Annotated in this window: 11 protein-coding genes, 1 tRNA gene and 1 pseudogene; 3 read left to right on the top strand and 10 right to left on the bottom strand. The window is 71.1% G+C overall.

All coding sequences use genetic code 11. The features are described 5' to 3' along the window. Positions 1 to 3 precede the first annotated feature (3 nt). Positions 4 to 2,520 carry an ATP-dependent Clp protease ATP-binding subunit gene (locus ABT041_RS20885; protein ID WP_351186491.1) on the bottom strand — a complete coding sequence of 839 codons (2,517 nt, stop codon included), beginning with the start codon at positions 2,518 to 2,520 and terminating at the stop codon, positions 4 to 6. A 155-nt stretch (positions 2,521 to 2,675) separates the two neighbouring features. On the opposite strand from ABT041_RS20885, the gene ABT041_RS20880 reads away from it, so the two are divergent. After that, a complete protein-coding gene (locus ABT041_RS20880) occupies positions 2,676 to 4,004 on the top strand; it encodes a YhgE/Pip domain-containing protein (RefSeq protein ID WP_351186489.1) in 1,329 nt (442 codons plus the stop codon). A 71-nt stretch (positions 4,005 to 4,075) separates the two neighbouring features. Here the strand turns inward: ABT041_RS20880 and recQ are convergent, their stop codons facing one another. The 7 genes from recQ to ABT041_RS20845 all read right to left on the bottom strand — a co-directional run bounded on the left by recQ (position 4,076) and on the right by ABT041_RS20845 (position 11,253). Next, a complete protein-coding gene (recQ, locus tag ABT041_RS20875) occupies positions 4,076 to 6,157 on the bottom strand; it encodes a DNA helicase RecQ (protein ID WP_351186487.1) in 2,082 nt (693 codons plus the stop codon). A gap of 137 nt (positions 6,158 to 6,294) precedes the next feature. Further along, on the bottom strand, positions 6,295 to 8,112 hold the full coding sequence (locus ABT041_RS20870; protein ID WP_351186485.1) for an ABC transporter ATP-binding protein: 1,818 nt from the start codon (positions 8,110 to 8,112) through the stop codon (positions 6,295 to 6,297). A gap of 95 nt (positions 8,113 to 8,207) precedes the next feature. Beyond that, positions 8,208 to 8,456 (bottom strand): hypothetical protein, encoded by a 249-nt coding sequence (locus ABT041_RS20865; RefSeq protein ID WP_351186483.1) that lies wholly within the window; start codon positions 8,454 to 8,456, stop codon positions 8,208 to 8,210. An 85-nt stretch (positions 8,457 to 8,541) separates the two neighbouring features. After that, positions 8,542 to 8,626 (bottom strand) — tRNA-Leu (locus ABT041_RS20860). Positions 8,627 to 8,743: 117 nt separating this feature from the next. Beyond that, entirely contained in the window at positions 8,744 to 9,907 is a 1,164-nt protein-coding gene (locus ABT041_RS20855) for an oxygenase MpaB family protein (RefSeq protein WP_351186481.1), read from the bottom strand. A 22-nt stretch (positions 9,908 to 9,929) separates the two neighbouring features. After that, positions 9,930 to 10,982, bottom strand: a complete 1,053-nt coding sequence (locus tag ABT041_RS20850) for a polyprenyl synthetase family protein (protein ID WP_351186479.1) — start codon at positions 10,980 to 10,982, stop codon at positions 9,930 to 9,932. Continuing rightward, complete coding sequence (locus ABT041_RS20845; RefSeq protein ID WP_351186477.1) at positions 10,975 to 11,253, bottom strand: polyprenyl synthetase; 279 nt, start codon at positions 11,251 to 11,253, stop codon at positions 10,975 to 10,977. Before ABT041_RS20845 ends, ABT041_RS20850 begins: the two co-directional genes overlap by 8 nt. Before the next feature lie 225 nt (positions 11,254 to 11,478). On the opposite strand from ABT041_RS20845, the gene ABT041_RS20840 reads away from it, so the two are divergent. Both ABT041_RS20840 and ABT041_RS20835 read left to right on the top strand, forming a co-directional pair. After that, positions 11,479 to 12,345 (top strand): S1 family peptidase, encoded by an 867-nt coding sequence (locus ABT041_RS20840; protein WP_351186475.1) that lies wholly within the window; start codon positions 11,479 to 11,481, stop codon positions 12,343 to 12,345. Positions 12,346 to 12,439: 94 nt separating this feature from the next. Further along, positions 12,440 to 12,604: pseudogene (locus tag ABT041_RS20835) on the top strand (SCO0607 family lipoprotein); the annotation flags it as partial. 7 nt (positions 12,605 to 12,611) lie between these two features. Here the strand turns inward: ABT041_RS20835 and ABT041_RS20830 are convergent. Next, positions 12,612 to 14,336 (bottom strand): acyl-CoA dehydrogenase family protein, encoded by a 1,725-nt coding sequence (locus ABT041_RS20830; protein WP_351186471.1) that lies wholly within the window; start codon positions 14,334 to 14,336, stop codon positions 12,612 to 12,614. Between the two features lie 42 nt (positions 14,337 to 14,378). Then, complete coding sequence (locus tag ABT041_RS20825; protein WP_351186469.1) at positions 14,379 to 14,936, bottom strand: PadR family transcriptional regulator; 558 nt, start codon at positions 14,934 to 14,936, stop codon at positions 14,379 to 14,381. Positions 14,937 to 15,002 lie beyond the last annotated feature (66 nt).

Genomic DNA, 15,002 nt, shown 5'->3' with positions numbered 1-15,002 from the left:
CCGTCAGGGGGCGGCGGCGCCGCTCTGCGCGGCCTCGTGCCTGCGGACCGTGCAGTGCAGCGAGTCCTCGATGACGTCCGCGACGATCGTGTCGCCGGGGTCGGCCTCTCCGCCGAGCAGCAGGGAGGCGACGCGGTTGTCGAGCTCGGTCTGGATCGTGCGGCGCAGCGGCCGGGCGCCGAACGCCGGCTGGTAGCCGTGGGCGACGAGGAGCTTCTTCGCCGCCTCGGTGACCTCCAGGGTCAGGCCCTGCGCGTGGACGCGGTGCTTGCTCCGGTCGAGGAGGTGGTCGAGGATCTCCGACAGGTCCTCCTCGGTGAGGCTGTGGAAGACGATGATGTCGTCGATGCGGTTGAGGAACTCGGGCAGGAACCGCCCCCGCAGGTCCTCCATCAGGTCGTCCTTCAGCTCGGCCGCGTCGCCCTCGTGGGCGAGGATGCGGTGGGCGCCGATGTTGGACGTCATGATGACGACGCAGTGCCGGAAGTCGACCGTGCGGCCCTGGCCGTCCGTGAGGCGGCCGTCGTCGAGGATCTGGAGCAGCGTGTTGAAGACGTCGGGGTGCCCCTTCTCGATCTCGTCGAAGAGCACGACGCTGTACGGCTGGCGCCGGACCTTCTCGGTGAGCTGGCCGGCCTCCTCGTAGCCGACGTATCCGGGAGGCGCGCCGACGAGCCGGGCGACCGTGTGCTTCTCCTGGAACTCGCTCATGTCGAACCGGATCATGCGGTCCTCGGCGCCGAAGAGCAGCTCGGCGAGGGTCTTGGCGAGTTCGGTCTTGCCGACGCCGGTGGGCCCGAGGAAGAGGAAGGAGCCGACGGGCCGGTCGGGGTCGCCCATGCCCGCCCGGTTGCGGCGCACGGCCTCGGAGACCGCGGTGACCGCCTCGTCCTGGCCGACGATCCGGGCGTGCATCTCCTCCTCCAGCCTGAGCAGCTTCTCCTTCTCGCTGGCGGTGAGCTGCGAGACCGGGATGCCGGTACGGCGGGAGACGATGTCGGCGATGTCGGCCGCCGTGACCGAGACGACGCCCTCGCGGCGCTCCTCGATGCCGGCGAGCTCGCCCTCGACCTCGGCGATCTGCTCCTTGAGCTCCTTGGCCCGCCCGAAGTCCTCGGCGGCGACGGCCTGGTCCTTCTCGCGGCGCAGCTTCGCGAGCGTGTCCTCGCGGCTGACCACCTCGGTGGAGCGGCCGCCGCTGCGGAGCCGTACGCGGGCGCCTGCCTGGTCCATCAGGTCGATGGCCTTGTCGGGCAGGAAGCGGTCGCTGATGTAGCGGTCGGAGAGTTCGGCCGCGGCCGCGAGGGCGCCGTCGGCGAAGCGGACCTGGTGGTGGGCCTCGTACGCGTCCCGGAGTCCTTCGAGGATCTGCACGGTCTCCTCGACGGTCGGCTCCGGGATGAGGACGGGCTGGAAGCGGCGTTCGAGCGCGGCGTCCTTCTCGATGTGCTTGCGGTACTCGTCGATGGTGGTGGCGCCCACGACGTGCAGTTCGCCCCGGGCGAGCGCGGGCTTGAGCATGTTGCCGGCGTCCATCGAGCCCTCGCCGGTGGCGCCCGCGCCGACGACGGTGTGCAGCTCGTCGATGAAGAGGATGATCTCCCCCTCGGCCTGCTGGACGTCCTCGATGACCTTCTTCAGGCGCTCCTCGAACTGCCCGCGGTACTGCGCTCCGGCGACCATGCCGGACAGGTCGAGGGAGACGACCCGCTTGTCCTTGAGGGTGTCCGGCACCTCCCCCGCGACGATCCGCTGGGCGAGGCCCTCCACGATGGCGGTCTTGCCGACGCCGGGCTCGCCGATGAGCACGGGGTTGTTCTTGGAGCGGCGGGAGAGGATCTCGATGGTCTGCTCGATCTCCTCGGCCCGCCCGACGACCGGGTCGAGCTTCCCCGCCCTCGCCTCCTCCGTCAGGTCCCGGCCGTACTCGTCGAGGGTCGTGGCCGGCTGCTTCGCGGCGGCGGGGGCGCCGCCCTGCTCCGGGCGGGCGGCCTGGTCGGTGAGGCCGCGCAGCTTCTTCACGTCGAGGTCCTCGGCCCGCAGGAAGCGGGAGGCGCCGGAGTCGGCGTCGCCGAGGAGGGCGCTGAGGATGTGCTCGGGGCCGATGTACGAGACCCCCGCCGCCTGTGAGTAGGCGTGGGCGGTCGCCAGGGTCCGCTTGGCCGCCGGGGTGAGTCCGGGCTGGGCGGACGGCTCGGCGGACTCCCGGGGGAGGACCTGGGCGAGCTGGTCGGCGAGCTTGTCGGGGTTCACGCCGCCCTGGGAGAGCAGCCGGCGGGTCGGCTCGACCTGGGTCGCGGCCCACAGGAGGTGTTCGGTGTCGAGGTCGGAGCTGCCGTCCTCGTCGGCCTTGCGGGCGGCCGTGTTCAGGAGTTCGTGGGAGGACTCCGTCAGCAGCCGTCCGATGGGCACGCGCTGCACCGCCGGGGGCGAGGACGCGGGCGACATTCCGAAGAAGCGGTCGAACAGGTCGCTGAACGGATCCGACGAACCGAAGGGTGAACCGAACGCCATCGACATGGCAGCTCCTGAAAGCGCGAAAGGGGGTCCTGCCCACTCAAACCCGGCGCCCCGGCCTCCGCAATCGGAGCGGAACCGGGGCCACGTCCGACACGCCCACCCGCATGGGCGACCGAAATGCCCGGATCGAGGGGCGGGCCGCCGACGATGGCCCCATGACCTCCGCGATCCCCCCGAACGCTTCGGAACCCGGGCCCGGGCCCGGGTCTGAACCCGGCCCCGGTCCAGGCCCAGGCCCTCAGGTCCGTGCCTCCGCGCTCGTACGGCACGCCAAGCTGTGGCTCGTACCGACCGTCCTGTGCTGTCTGGTGTCGCTGCTGCTCTCGCTCCTCTACATGGGAGGCATCCTCAGCCCGAGCGACCACCTGGACCGGCTGCCCATCGCCCTGGTCGACGAGGACGAGGGCCGTCCGCTGCCGGGCCAGTCGGAGAACCTGGGGAAGCAGATCACCGACTCGGTCGCCACGGTCGGCTCCTCGAAGACCACCATCGACTGGCACCGGTTCGACAGCACGGCCCAGGCGCAGGACGCCCTGGCCTCGGGCAAGGTCTTCGGCGCCCTGGTCGTCCCCAAGGACTTCACCGCGACCGTCGCCGCGCTGGCCACCAACCGGGCGACGGTCCGCCCGACGCTCACCGTCCTCACCAACCCCGGTCTCGGCAGCCTGGGCTCGTCACTGGCTGCCCAGATCAACCAGGGCGCGGCGCACCAGGCCTCGCTGACCATCGGCAGACAGCTCTCGGCCACGGCCGACGTACCGACCACCCGGCTGCTCCTGACCGACCCCGTCGCCGTCACCACCCGCGTCGGCCATCCGATCGGCCGGCACAGCGGCCTGGGCCTGACCGCCTTCTACTACACGCTGCTGCTCGTCCTGGGCGGCTTCATCGGCGGAAACCTCGTCAACGCCGGCGTCGACACAGCGCTCGGCTACGCCGACAGCGAGCTCGGGCCCTGGCACACCCGCCGGCCGACCGTTCCCATCAGCCGCACCCAGACGCTCGTCCTCAAGATGCTGATGACCGCGGGGATCTCGCTCCTGACCACCACGCTCGTCATGGTCGCCACGATCGGCATCCTGGGCATGGACGCCGACCACCTGCCGATGCTGTGGCTCTTCTCCTACTGCGCGACGGTCGCCGTCGGCCTGGGCGTCCAGGCCATCAACGCCGCCTTCGGTGGCATCGGCCAGCTCGTGTCCATGTTCATCTTCATCGCGCTGGCCCTGCCCTCCTCGGGCGCGACCGTGCCCTTGGAGGCCACCCCCGCCTTCTACCGCTTCCTGGGCATCTTCGAGCCGATGCACCAGCTCAGTTCGGGCGTCCGGTCCATCCTGTACTTCGACGCCCGGGCCGACGCGGGCCTCGCCCGGGGCTGGATCATGATCGCGGTCGGCACGGTGGGGGCCCTGGCGTTCGGCTTCGGCATGACGCACTACTACGACCGCCGGGGCCTGCGGCGCCTCACGCCGCAGCCCGAGTGACACGGCCGTGGTGCCGGAGGCCGTGGCGGACCGCTCCGCCACGGCCTCCGGCAACCGGAATGCCTCCCGGGCTACTCGTCCTCGTCCCACGGCGGTTCGAGCTCGTCGAGGTCGAACGGCGGCTCCTCGTCGTAGAACGGCCCGGCGTCGTGCACCGGCGGCGCGACAGCAGCAGGCGCCTCGGCCCGGGAAGCGCCCGGGGCGGGCGCGGTGGCAGCACGCGCGGGAGCCTGAGTCGCGGATTCGGCTGCCGTGTCCGTCGCGGCGCCGCCGGACTGCGCCAGGGTCTCGAGGACGCCCTCGGCGTACTTGCCGAGCTTGGCCTCGCCGACACCGCCGATGGTGCCGAGCTCCGCGACCGTGGCGGGCATCAGGGTCGCGATCTCGCGCAGCGTCGCGTCGTGGAAGACGACGTACGCCGGCACGCCCTGCTCGCGGGCCGTCGCGGCCCGCCAGGCGCGCAGGGCCTCGAAGACCGGCACGGCGGCCGCGGGCAGATCGACCGGCACGCGGGCGCCCTTGCCGGAGCGGGCCGCGGACTCCTTGCGGGCCGGGGCGGGCGCCTTCTCCTTGCGCATCGGGACCTGGCGGCGTCCGCCGAGGACCTCGCCGCTGTCCTCGGTCAGCACGAGCGTCCCGTAGTCGCCCTCCACGGCGAGCAGCCGCTGCGCGAGGAGCTGGCGCACGACCCCGCGCCACTCGGCGGTGCCCAGGTCGGACCCGACGCCGAACACCGACAACTGGTCGTGGTCGAACTGGATGACCTTGGCGGTCCGCTTGCCCTGGAGGATGTCGATGATCTGCCCGGCGCCGAACTTCTGGCGCCGCTCCTTGGCGAGCCGCCACACCGTGGACAGCAGCTTCTGGGCGGCGACGGTCCCGTCCCAGGACTCGCCCGGCGTCAGGCAGGTGTCGCAGTTCCCGCACGGATCGCCGGACTGGCCGAAGTACTCCAGGAGCCGCACACGGCGGCAGTCGACCGTCTCGCAGAGGGCGAGCATGGCGTCCAGGTGCATCGCGAGGGAGCGGCGGTGCGTCTCGTCGCCCTCGGAGCCGTCGATGAGCTTGCGCTGCTGGACGACGTCCTGGAGGCCGTAGGCCAGCCAGGCCGTGGCCGGCTCCCCGTCGCGGCCGGCGCGGCCGGTCTCCTGGTAGTAGCCCTCGACCGACTTCGGCAGGTCGAGGTGGGCCACGAAGCGTACGTCCGGCTTGTCGATGCCCATGCCGAAGGCGATGGTCGCCACGACGACGATCCCGTCCTCCCGGAGGAAGCGGGCCTGGTTCGCCGCGCGCGTCCGGGCGTCCATGCCGGCGTGGTACGGGACGGCGTCGATGCCGTGCTCCACGAGGGCCGCCGCCGTCTTCTCCACGGAGGCCCTCGACAGGCAGTAGACGACGCCCGCGTCCCCGTCGTGCTCGGTCCTGATGAGCTCCAGGAGCTGCTTGAGCGGGTTGTTCTTCGGGACGATGCGGTACTGGATGTTCGGCCGGTCGAAGCCGGCGACGAAGTGCCGGGCCTCCTCCAGACCGAGCCGCTTGGCGATCTCGGCGTGGGTGGCCTTGGTGGCGGTCGCCGTCAGGGCGATCCGCGGCACCTTCGGCCACCGCTCGTGGAGCATGGAGAGGGCGAGGTAGTCGGGCCGGAAGTCGTGGCCCCACTGGGCGACACAGTGCGCCTCGTCGATCGCGAAGAGCGACACCGTGCCGCGGTCGAGCAGCCGCTGGGTGCCCTCGGTGCGGAGCCGCTCCGGGGCCAGGTAGAGCAGGTCCAGCTCGTCCGCGAGGAACGCCTGCTCGACGGCCTGCCGCTCGTACGGGTCCTGTGTCGAGTTCAGGAAGCCGGCCCGCACCCCGAGCGCCCTGAGCGCGTCCACCTGGTCCTGCATGAGGGCGATGAGGGGCGAGATCACGACGCCCGTGCCCGCTCTGACCAGGGCCGGGATCTGGTAGCAGAGCGACTTGCCGCCGCCCGTCGGCATCAGGACGAGCGCGTCGCCGCCGCCGACGACCTGCTCGATGATCTCCTGCTGCTCCCCGCGGAAGGAGCTGTAGCCGAAGACACGGTGGAGCACCCGAGCGGCGTCGGAGATCTCGGCGGAGGCGTCGGGGGCGGCAGGAGTGTCTAGAGCGGCAGAGGCGTCGGAAAGGACCATTTCTGAAGCCTAGCCGCCCGCACCGACACCCCGGCCCCGCCCGCGACGACCTGTGGACAACCCCGGGGGGCCGGCGCCCGCCGGCCCCCGACAGGACCGGCGCCGGCGCACACCGACGCCCCCGGGGCCCACCGCCCTCAGCGCACCCCCGCCCCCGCCGGGCTGTCGTCGAGGAAGCCGCCCGACTGGTGCTGCCACAGCCTCGCGTACGCGCCCTCGGCGGTGAGCAGCTCTTGGTGCGTGCCCTGCTCGACGATCCGTCCGCGGTCGAGGACGACGAGCCGGTCCATCGTGGCCACCGTGGAGAGCCGGTGGGCCACCACGAGCGCCGTGCGTCCGGCCATGAGCGCCCACAGCGCGTCCTGGACCAGGACCTCGCTCTCGGAGTCCAGGGCGCTGGTCGCCTCGTCGAGCAGGAGGATCGGCGCGTCGCGCAGGATCGCGCGGGCGAGTGCGACCCGCTGGCGCTGGCCTCCGGAGAGCTTCACGCCGCGCTCGCCGACCATGGTGTCGAAGCCGTCGGGGAGCGCGTCGGCGAACTCGGTGACGTGCGCCGCCTCGGCCGCGCGCCGGATCTCGGCGTCGGTGGCGTCGGGCCGGGCGAAGGCGATGTTCTCCCGGAGGGTGCGGTGGAACATCGCGGGGTCCTGCGGCACGTACGCGATCATGCTGCGCAGTTCGGCCTGCCGGAGCCTGCTGATGTCCTGGCCGCCGATGGTGATCCGGCCGCCGTCGATGTCGGTCATCCGCAGGAGCAGCCGGGTGAGCGTGGTCTTGCCGCCGCCGGACCGGCCCACGAATCCGATCTTCGCTCCGCTGGGCACGTCCAGGTCGAGGTCCTCGAAGAGCGGCTTCGCGCCCGCGTGGGCGAAGGTCACCTTCTCGAAGCGCACCTGGGCGTCCTCGGGCCGGAGGGGTTCGGGGGATTCCGGGTCGAGGACGGTCGGCTCGTCGAGGAGGAGTTCGGTGAACTGCGCGGCCTCCGTCATCGAGCTCTCCAGGCGCCGGTAGATCTGGTTGAACTCGAACATGATCCGGGTCGCGTTGGCGTAGTACGTGAAGGCGACGATGACGGCCTCCACGCCGTGCTGTCCGCCACCGAGGGTGACGGCGAGGACGAGTCCGAGGACGTTCGTCAGGACGGACATCGGAGCGACGAGCGTGTCGATGCGCAGGTTGCCGTAGTCCCAGGAGCGCAGGGTGAGCCGCCGGGACTCCGCGACGCGGGACCGGTGCTCGGCGGCCTCGCGCTTCTCGGCTCCGAAGGACCGGACGGTGTCCATGTTCGTGAGGCTGTCGGCGACGTGTCCCGAGACCCGGGCGATGGCCTGCTCCCGCTGGGCGACGAGCGCCTGCCTGCGCCGGATCAGTGGGGCCACGCCGACGCCGGTGACGGTGATGAGGACCAGGAGACCGACCACGAGCAGCGGGTCGTACTGCCAGAGCACCACCGACGCGAACAGCAGGGGCACGAAGCTGCCCATGACCGAGAAGGTCAGCGTGTCGACGAACTCCTCGAAGCGGGAGGCGAAACTGAGGACCCGCTTGGTCAGCGATCCCGCGAAGTTGTCGTGGAAGAACGCGGCGTCCTTGGCGAAGAGTTCGTCCATGCCGATGACGTAGAGGTTCTCGATGCCACGGGCGTCGAGGCGGTTCAGGCAGTGCAGCCCGACGCGCCACAGTGCCTCGCCGAGGAGCAGGACGCCGGCGAAGACGAGGACGTAGGGGAGGAGCGGACCGAGCCCCCCACCGGTGCCGTCGCCGGCGATGTGACCGACGAGCTTGGCGACGACCAGCGGGGCGATGTAGTTGATGCCGATGTTGCCGAGAGCCGGCAGCAGGAGAGCGGGAAGCGTCAGCCATCGGAGGCGGAGCAGTTCCCGTAGATAGAAGCGGAGTGCGAGGAGTACCGAGCCCTTGTCCGGCGAACCTTCGTGCGATTGCGGTGATCCCATACCCAACCCTGTGATGTGGTACCGAAGGTGAGCAAAAGGAGTCTCCCGCGCCGGAGCTCTCCCGGTCCAAGCATTTTCGTCCGGGTCCGCGTGGTTCAGGAGCCTTGCGCCGGCGTCGGATTGACGGCGGCGAAGACTACGATCCGGGCGCGGGGATCGAGAGGGAACGAAGCGGTGTGGACGTTCCGGGTGACCTCGGCGGAGAACTCCTCGCTCGTCCGCCACTCCGCGCCCTTGGGCACCTTGGGCGTGATGCCGCCGGGGACGGTCGGCGGCTCGTCGGCGGGCACCCAGTGGTACTCCTTCAGGAGCCGCCGGACGTCCGCCTCGGCCAGGGTCGCCACCCCGGAGAGCCGGGCCCCGTGACGACACGCGGAAACACCATGTGGTGGCCGGGATGATCCCGACCACCACATGGTGTTTTTCCTGTGTCCGAGGGGGGACTTGAACCCCCACGCCCGATAAAGGGCACTAGCACCTCAAGCTAGCGCGTCTGCCATTCCGCCACCCGGACCGGTAGCCTGCCGCGCTCCCGCATCTCTGCTGGTCGCGGCGACAGAGAACAATCTACCAGGCTTCCGGGGTGCTCTTCACCCACGTTTCCGGTGGTCAGCGGGGTGCCGGGCGCGCGTCACGGGGAGACGGTGGCGGGCGGCGGGGTCCACCGTCGGGTGCGGGGCGGTCCCGACGGGAGGCCGTAGTCCTTCTTGAGGTGTTCGGGGATCGCGTAGTGCATGACGCGCCCGCGGGTGAGGGAGGAGAGTTCCAGGACGGTGGTGAGGTGCCCGAGGCGGTCCAGGGCCCAGGCGCCGAGCGGGGAGCGGTCCTCGATGCTCTCCAGGACGCCGAGGAGGTGGGGGACGGACTTCACGACGGTGTCCCAGGGGGTGCGGGGCACGTCGAGCCAGTCTCCGCAGGTGTCGCCGACCAGGTGGCGGATGAGGGCGGAGACGACCGGGTCGAAGAAGGTGCCGGGGACGACCTCCTCGTACAGGTCGATCAGCTGGCGTGTCAGATGGACGCCCTCGGGGGACGGCCCCATGTGGCGGACCATGTACAGGTCGAGGAAGCGGCGGGCCTCGTCGAGCGTCCTGGGGACGGCGTCCTGGTCGACGCCCAGCATCGCGCCGACCACGCGCCAGGCGTAGTAGTAGGCGTCGGCCCCCTCGGAGGACATGTGGATGCCCAGGCGGTGCAGGCTGTCGAGGACCAGCATGGAGAAGAACATCTGCCCGCCGATCATGTCCTCCTGACAGATCGGCACCCCCAGGGCCTCGACGTCCCAGCGGTTCTCGCGCCTGAGGTGGTGCCGGATGGAGGCGTGCAGCAGGCGGACCTTCTGCGCGGCGGGGATGAAGCGGCTGCCCGCCTCGAAGGCGTCGGGCTGCATCAGGTAGACGGTGAACTGGCCCGTCTCGGCCATCCGCTTCGAGGGGTACTTCAGTCCGTGCGTCGCCGACAGCAGCTTCGCCACGTGCGGGACGAGGTAGCAGGCGGGCATGGACGCGAAGGACAGCGCGGTGGAGATGTGCACGTTGTTGTCGATGAAGAACAGCCGGGCCTTCTCCATCTCCGCCCAGTCCACCCAGGACGGCGGCGCGCTCGTGGCGTGAAGGTACTCGCGGGCGACGTCGGGCAGCCCGTCCGGGAGCGGGGATCCCGCGGTGGACACGTACCGCATGAGCGTGTTGAAGGTGCCCACCTCCCCGCGTTCGAAGAGGGCGGTGACCGTGGCGTCGGCGAGTTCGTCGCCGGTCCGCCGCAGGGCGTCCATCGAGGCCTCGGTGGTGCTCATGGGCTGGGCTCCTTGTTCTGCGTCAGGAACGGCGTACGGCGGCCGAGTGCGCCAGGGCGGTGAGCGCGGCGGCGGGGGCGGCGGGCAGGTTCAGCTCGTCGAGGGCGCGCAGGGCCTCCCCGACCCGCTCGGCGATCATGGCCTCGACGCGCTCGGGCGCTTCCAGTCGCCGCATCACCTCGCGTACGGCCTCCAGGGCGTCCCCGTCGTGCTCGCGCGGGGCGAGCAGTTCGCGCAGCCGCGCGCGCTCCTCGTCGCCGGCGAGCCGCCAGGTCTCGGCGAGCAGGGTCGTGGGCCGGTTCCCGCGTACGTCGTCGGAGCCGGCCTTGCCGGTGGTCCCGGGGTCGCCGAAGAGGCCGAGCAGGTCGTCCCTCAGCTGGAAGGCCTCGCCCAGCGGCACCCCGTAGGCGGAGTAGCCCTCGCGCAGCCGTCCGCCCGCCCCCGCCAGGGCGCCGCCGATCAGCAGCGGCTGCTCGACGGTGTACTTGGCGGTCTTGTAGCGGATCACCTTGAGCGAGGCACTCGTGTCCGGGGAGGCTCCGGTGTGCAGGATCTCCAGGCATTCGCCGGCGACGAGGTCGCGGGCGAGGGCCGCCCAGAGCGGGCGGGCCCGGCCGAGGTAGGCGGCGGGCAGGCCGCTGGTGACGAAGAGCTGCCCGGCGAGCGACATCAGCAGGTCGCCGACGAGCATCGCGAGCGACCGGGCTCCGGCGGCGGGCCGCGGATGGTGGTCCAGGGCGGCGCGCAGGGCCAGGTGTGCGGTGGGCCGGCCGTGGCGCAGCGGGCTGTCGTCGATCAGGTCGTCGTGCACGACGGCGGCCGCGTGGACGAGCTCCATGGCGGACGCCGCCCGCACCAGGGCGTCGCTGTCGGGCTGTCCCACGGCGCGCCAGCCCCAGTAGCAGAACGCCGCCCGCAGCCGTTTGCCGTCCGCGACGGCCGATTCCAACTGCTCGGCCACCGGGCCGAGCGCCGGGTCGACCGTGGTGAGCCCGTCGGCCTCCCGTGCGACGTAACCGCGCAGCACTTCGTCGACGCGCGTCTTGAACGCGGCCGACTCCCACCGCTCAGTCACCGTCGCCGGCCCGGCGCGCCAGCACGTGCCGGGCGAGGACCTCCAGGTGGGCGGGGGGCGGGGACATGTACCGGTCGAGCGCGAGACGGCCGCGCGCCTCCAGGTCACGTTCCGCCTCGGCCGCCACCTCGGCGGCGTCCGAGCGCCTCAGCAGGCCCCGTACGAGCCCGATGCCCGACCCCAGCGTGCTCACGGCCAGATCCGCGAGGCCCGCCGCCAGTAAGACCGCCCGCTCGTCCAGGCCCTCACGGGGTCCCGTCTCTCGCGTCACATCCACTCCCCACCGAACGTGTCGACGTCACTCCTCCCAGCGTCGCGGCGGACGTGCGACGACGACCGCGGAACTCACGAACGAGTGATCATTCGCGAAAGGCCGAACACGCCCGTCGCTCCCAACCCGGCACGCCCTCTTGCCACTTGGGCGACTCCCTTCAAAGAATGCACATGACAACCGAAGGATTCTCGGTTGCACGGTCATTCAGAGGGGAACCCCCACATGAAGAAGCCTCTCGCCGGCGCCCTGCTCGCCCTGCTCCTGACAGGAGCGGCGGCAGTCCCGGCCGCGGCCTCCGCACCCCGGGAGACGGTCGCCCAGGCACCGGCCACAGCGTCCAGGACACAGGCCGTGGCCGCCGTCGACTTCGCGGGAACGGTCGCGCTCAGCAACTGTTCCGGCTCCGTCGTCCGCACCCCCAGCTCTCTGCCCGGCGACTTCGCGCTGGTCCTCTCCAACGGGCACTGCCTGGAGACCGGCATGCCTGCGCCGGGCCAGGTCATCAAGGACCGGCGGTCCAGCCGCTCGTTCACCCTGCTCAACTCGGCCGGCACCGGCGTCGGGACGCTGCGCGCCAGCAAGATCGCGTACGGCACGATGACCGACACGGACATCTCGATCTACCAGCTGACCAAGACGTACGCGCAGATACAGAGCCAGTACGGCATCAGCGCCCTCACCCTCAACGACGTCCACCCGACCCAGGGTTCGTCGATCAGCGTGGTCTCGGGGTACTGGAAGCGGATCTACAACTGCAGCATCGACGGCTTCGTCTACCGCCTGAAGGAGGGCGGGTGGACCTGGAAGGACTCGGTCCGCTACACCTCCTCGTGCAACACGATCGGCGGCACCTCCGGCTCGCCCGTGATCGACACGGCCACCGGCAAGGTCGTCGCCGTCAACAACACGGGCAACGAGAACGGTGAGAGCTGCACCGTGAACAACCCGTGCGAGGTCGACGAGAACGGCACCGTGACCGTCCGCCAGGGCATCAACTACGCCCAGGAGACGTACACGATCGTTCCCTGCGTCGGCCCCGGCAACGTGATCGACCTGAACCGCCCGGGCTGCGTCCTGCCCAAGCCGTAACACCCCTGCCGTCTCCGGGGGCCGGCCGGATCCGGCCGGCCCCCGGGGAGGGCGCACGACCTGTGCGGCTCCGGCCGCTACCCGGGTCAAGACCGTCGGCAGCCCCGACGGCCGGGACTGTGTGGCAGACGGCCAGGAGCCGCCGGAGGGCTGGGTCCGCCACCCGGCCGGCCAGGCGCCCGGGCACGTGGGCCACGCATGGGACCGCCCCTGGTCCACGGTCACCGTGGACCAGGACGGCCGGATCGTGGCGGACTGACGGATCCTCAGGGATTCATCTCGTACGCCCCCGACAGCGCCTCGACGCGCTGCCAGACCCGCCCCGACCGCGCCTCGTCGACGACGGGACGGCGGACGGCGCCGAGCGCCCAGAGCTGCTGCTGCTCGGTCGCCGAGTCCTTGCCGTGCAGCTCGACCGCGTGCGCGGAGAAGTCGCGGACGAGGACGGCGAACAGCTCGTCGAGGACGTCCTCGTCGAGACCGGTCAGGGCGGCCTGCTCCAGGACCAGCTGCCCGTGGACGACGAGCGCGAAGAGCTGGCCGACGGCGAGGAGGAGGTCCAGGTCGCGGCTCTGCTCCTCGTCGGGGGCGGCCTTGAGCACGAACTCGCAGAGCGCGTCGGCCTGTTCGCGGAAGCGGGCGACGTTGGCCACGTGGGCGTAGGTGTCGTAGGCCGGGCGCCAGTCGTGGAAGCGGACCGAGCCGAGACCGCGGGCAGGACCCTGACGGAAGAGGAACGTGTCGTCGGCCGCGTCGAGGCGGGTCGGGACGGGCTCGTACGCGACCGGGTCGAGGAGGTGGTTGCGCATGAACTTCAGGATCAGCGCCAGGTTGACGTGGACCGTGCCCTCCAGCTTGGGCAGACCCCGGATCTCCACGGCGGCCTCGGCGAAGTAGTTGTCCTTCTCGAAGCCCTTCGCGGCGATGACGTCCCACATGAGGTCGATGACCTTCTCGCCCTCCGTGGTCACCTTCATCTTCGTCATCGGGTTGAAGAGGAGGTAGCGGCGGTCGTCGGGCCCGGCGGTGCGGAAGTAGTCGACGGCACGGTCGCTGAACAGCTTCATGCCGACGAGCCGGACGTACGCGTCGGTCAACTCACGGCGCACGTGCGGGAAGACGGTGACCGGACGGCCGTACAGGATGCGGTTCTGCGCGTGGGTGACGGCCTCGTACATCGCGTGCTCGCAGATGCCGATCGAGGCGGTGCACAGGTTGAACTTGCCGACGTTGACCGTGTTGAGGGCTGCGTCGAAGGCGGCGCGGCCGGTGTGCAGGACGTCCTCGGCGGCGACCGGGTAGTCCTCCAGGCGGAACTCGCTGACGTACTTCGAGGAGTCGACGACGTTCTTCACGAGGTGGTAAGCCGGGTGGCGGCTGTCGGCGGCGAAGAAGACGTAGCCGTCGGGGCCCTCGACGTCGGTGCGGCGGCCGAAGACGGAGACGAGACCGGCGGCGTTGCCGTTGCCGATGTAGTACTTCGAGCCGGTGGCGCGGAAGCCGCCGTCGCCGTCGGGCGTGAGCAGCATGTCGGTGGAGTAGATGTCCGCGCCGTGCGACTTCTCGGAGAGACCGAAGGCGAACACCTCGCCCTGGCTGAGGAGTTCGGCGGCGCGGGCGCGGGCGGCGGCGTTGTCGCTCTGCCAGACCGGGCCGAGGCCGAGGATGGTGACCTGCCAGGCGTACCAGTAGTCGAGGCCGTAGAAGCCGAGGATCTCGTTGAGGGCGGCGATGCGCGCGGTGTCCCAGCGCTTGTCGCCCTCGTCCGCTCCGGCGGCGGAGCTCGGCGTCAGGAAGGTCGCGAAGAGGCCTTCCTCCGCGGCGAAGGCGAGGAAGTCGCCCAGCCAGGCCCGGGTGCGGTAGTCCTCGATGATCCGGCGCTTGCCGCGCGACTCGAACCAGTCGACGGTGGCGCGCAGCAGCCGGCGGGTCTCCGGGTCGAAGTGGGCGGGGTCGTAGGTGTGCGGGTTGAACAGCAGCGGGTCGGCCATGACGTCCGCCTTTCGGGAGTCGAGGGGTGGGTACGGCTCGGTTCAGCGGTCGGCGTCGAACCGGGCGAGCGTGGCGAGGACGTCGTCGAGCCAGGCGATCATCATCCGCTCGTAGGCGATGCCGCCGCGGAGCACGGCGTGCTGGAGCTCCCGCTCGGCGTCGAGCGGACCGCCGGCACCGGACGCCGGGAAGTCCCGGGCCTCGCCCGCGAGGTAGTGCTCCAGGCGGTCGGTGTGCGCCTGCCGGTGCCGCTCGACCTCGCCGATCAGTGCGGCCGGGTCGTCGAAGGCGGCGCCGCGGATCTTCACGGCGAGGTCGTGCCGCACGCTCTCGGGCTCGATCGGTGCGGCCAGCCACGCGGAGAGCGCGTCACGGCCGGGCCCGGCGACGGAGTACTCCTTCTTGTCCGGGCGGCCCTGCTGCGGCACGTCCCGGACGGCCACCCAGCCGTCGCTCTCCATGCGCTTGAGCACGCGGTAGATCTGCTGGTGGGTGGCGGTCCAGAAGTAGCCGATGGACCGCTCGAAACGCCGGGCCAGCTCGTAGCCGGATCCGGGCTTCTCGAGCAGGGAGACGAGGATCGCGTGGTCGAGCGCCATGCGCCAGATCTTGCTATGCAACGAGTTGCATAGCAAGGCGGACGGGGGCGATGAGACACGGCTCAC

This window comes from Streptomyces sp. NPDC002825 (assembly GCF_040295385.1).
Lineage (GTDB): Bacteria > Actinomycetota > Actinomycetes > Streptomycetales > Streptomycetaceae > Streptomyces.
This window is presented reverse-complemented; position numbering and strand designations above follow the sequence as displayed.

Coding starts and splice junctions, on each gene's coding strand:
- ABT041_RS20830 (WP_351186471.1), bottom strand. CDS start 14,336: ATGGCCGACCCGCTGCTGTTCAACCCGCACACCTACGACCCCGCCCAC.
- recQ (WP_351186487.1), bottom strand. CDS start 6,157: ATGGTCCTTTCCGACGCCTCTGCCGCTCTAGACACTCCTGCCGCCCCC.
- ABT041_RS20840 (WP_351186475.1), top strand. CDS start 11,479: ATGAAGAAGCCTCTCGCCGGCGCCCTGCTCGCCCTGCTCCTGACAGGA.
- ABT041_RS20880 (WP_351186489.1), top strand. CDS start 2,676: ATGACCTCCGCGATCCCCCCGAACGCTTCGGAACCCGGGCCCGGGCCC.
- ABT041_RS20855 (WP_351186481.1), bottom strand. CDS start 9,907: ATGAGCACCACCGAGGCCTCGATGGACGCCCTGCGGCGGACCGGCGAC.
- ABT041_RS20825 (WP_351186469.1), bottom strand. CDS start 14,936: ATGGCGCTCGACCACGCGATCCTCGTCTCCCTGCTCGAGAAGCCCGGA.
- ABT041_RS20870 (WP_351186485.1), bottom strand. CDS start 8,112: ATGGGATCACCGCAATCGCACGAAGGTTCGCCGGACAAGGGCTCGGTA.
- ABT041_RS20885 (WP_351186491.1), bottom strand. CDS start 2,520: ATGTCGATGGCGTTCGGTTCACCCTTCGGTTCGTCGGATCCGTTCAGC.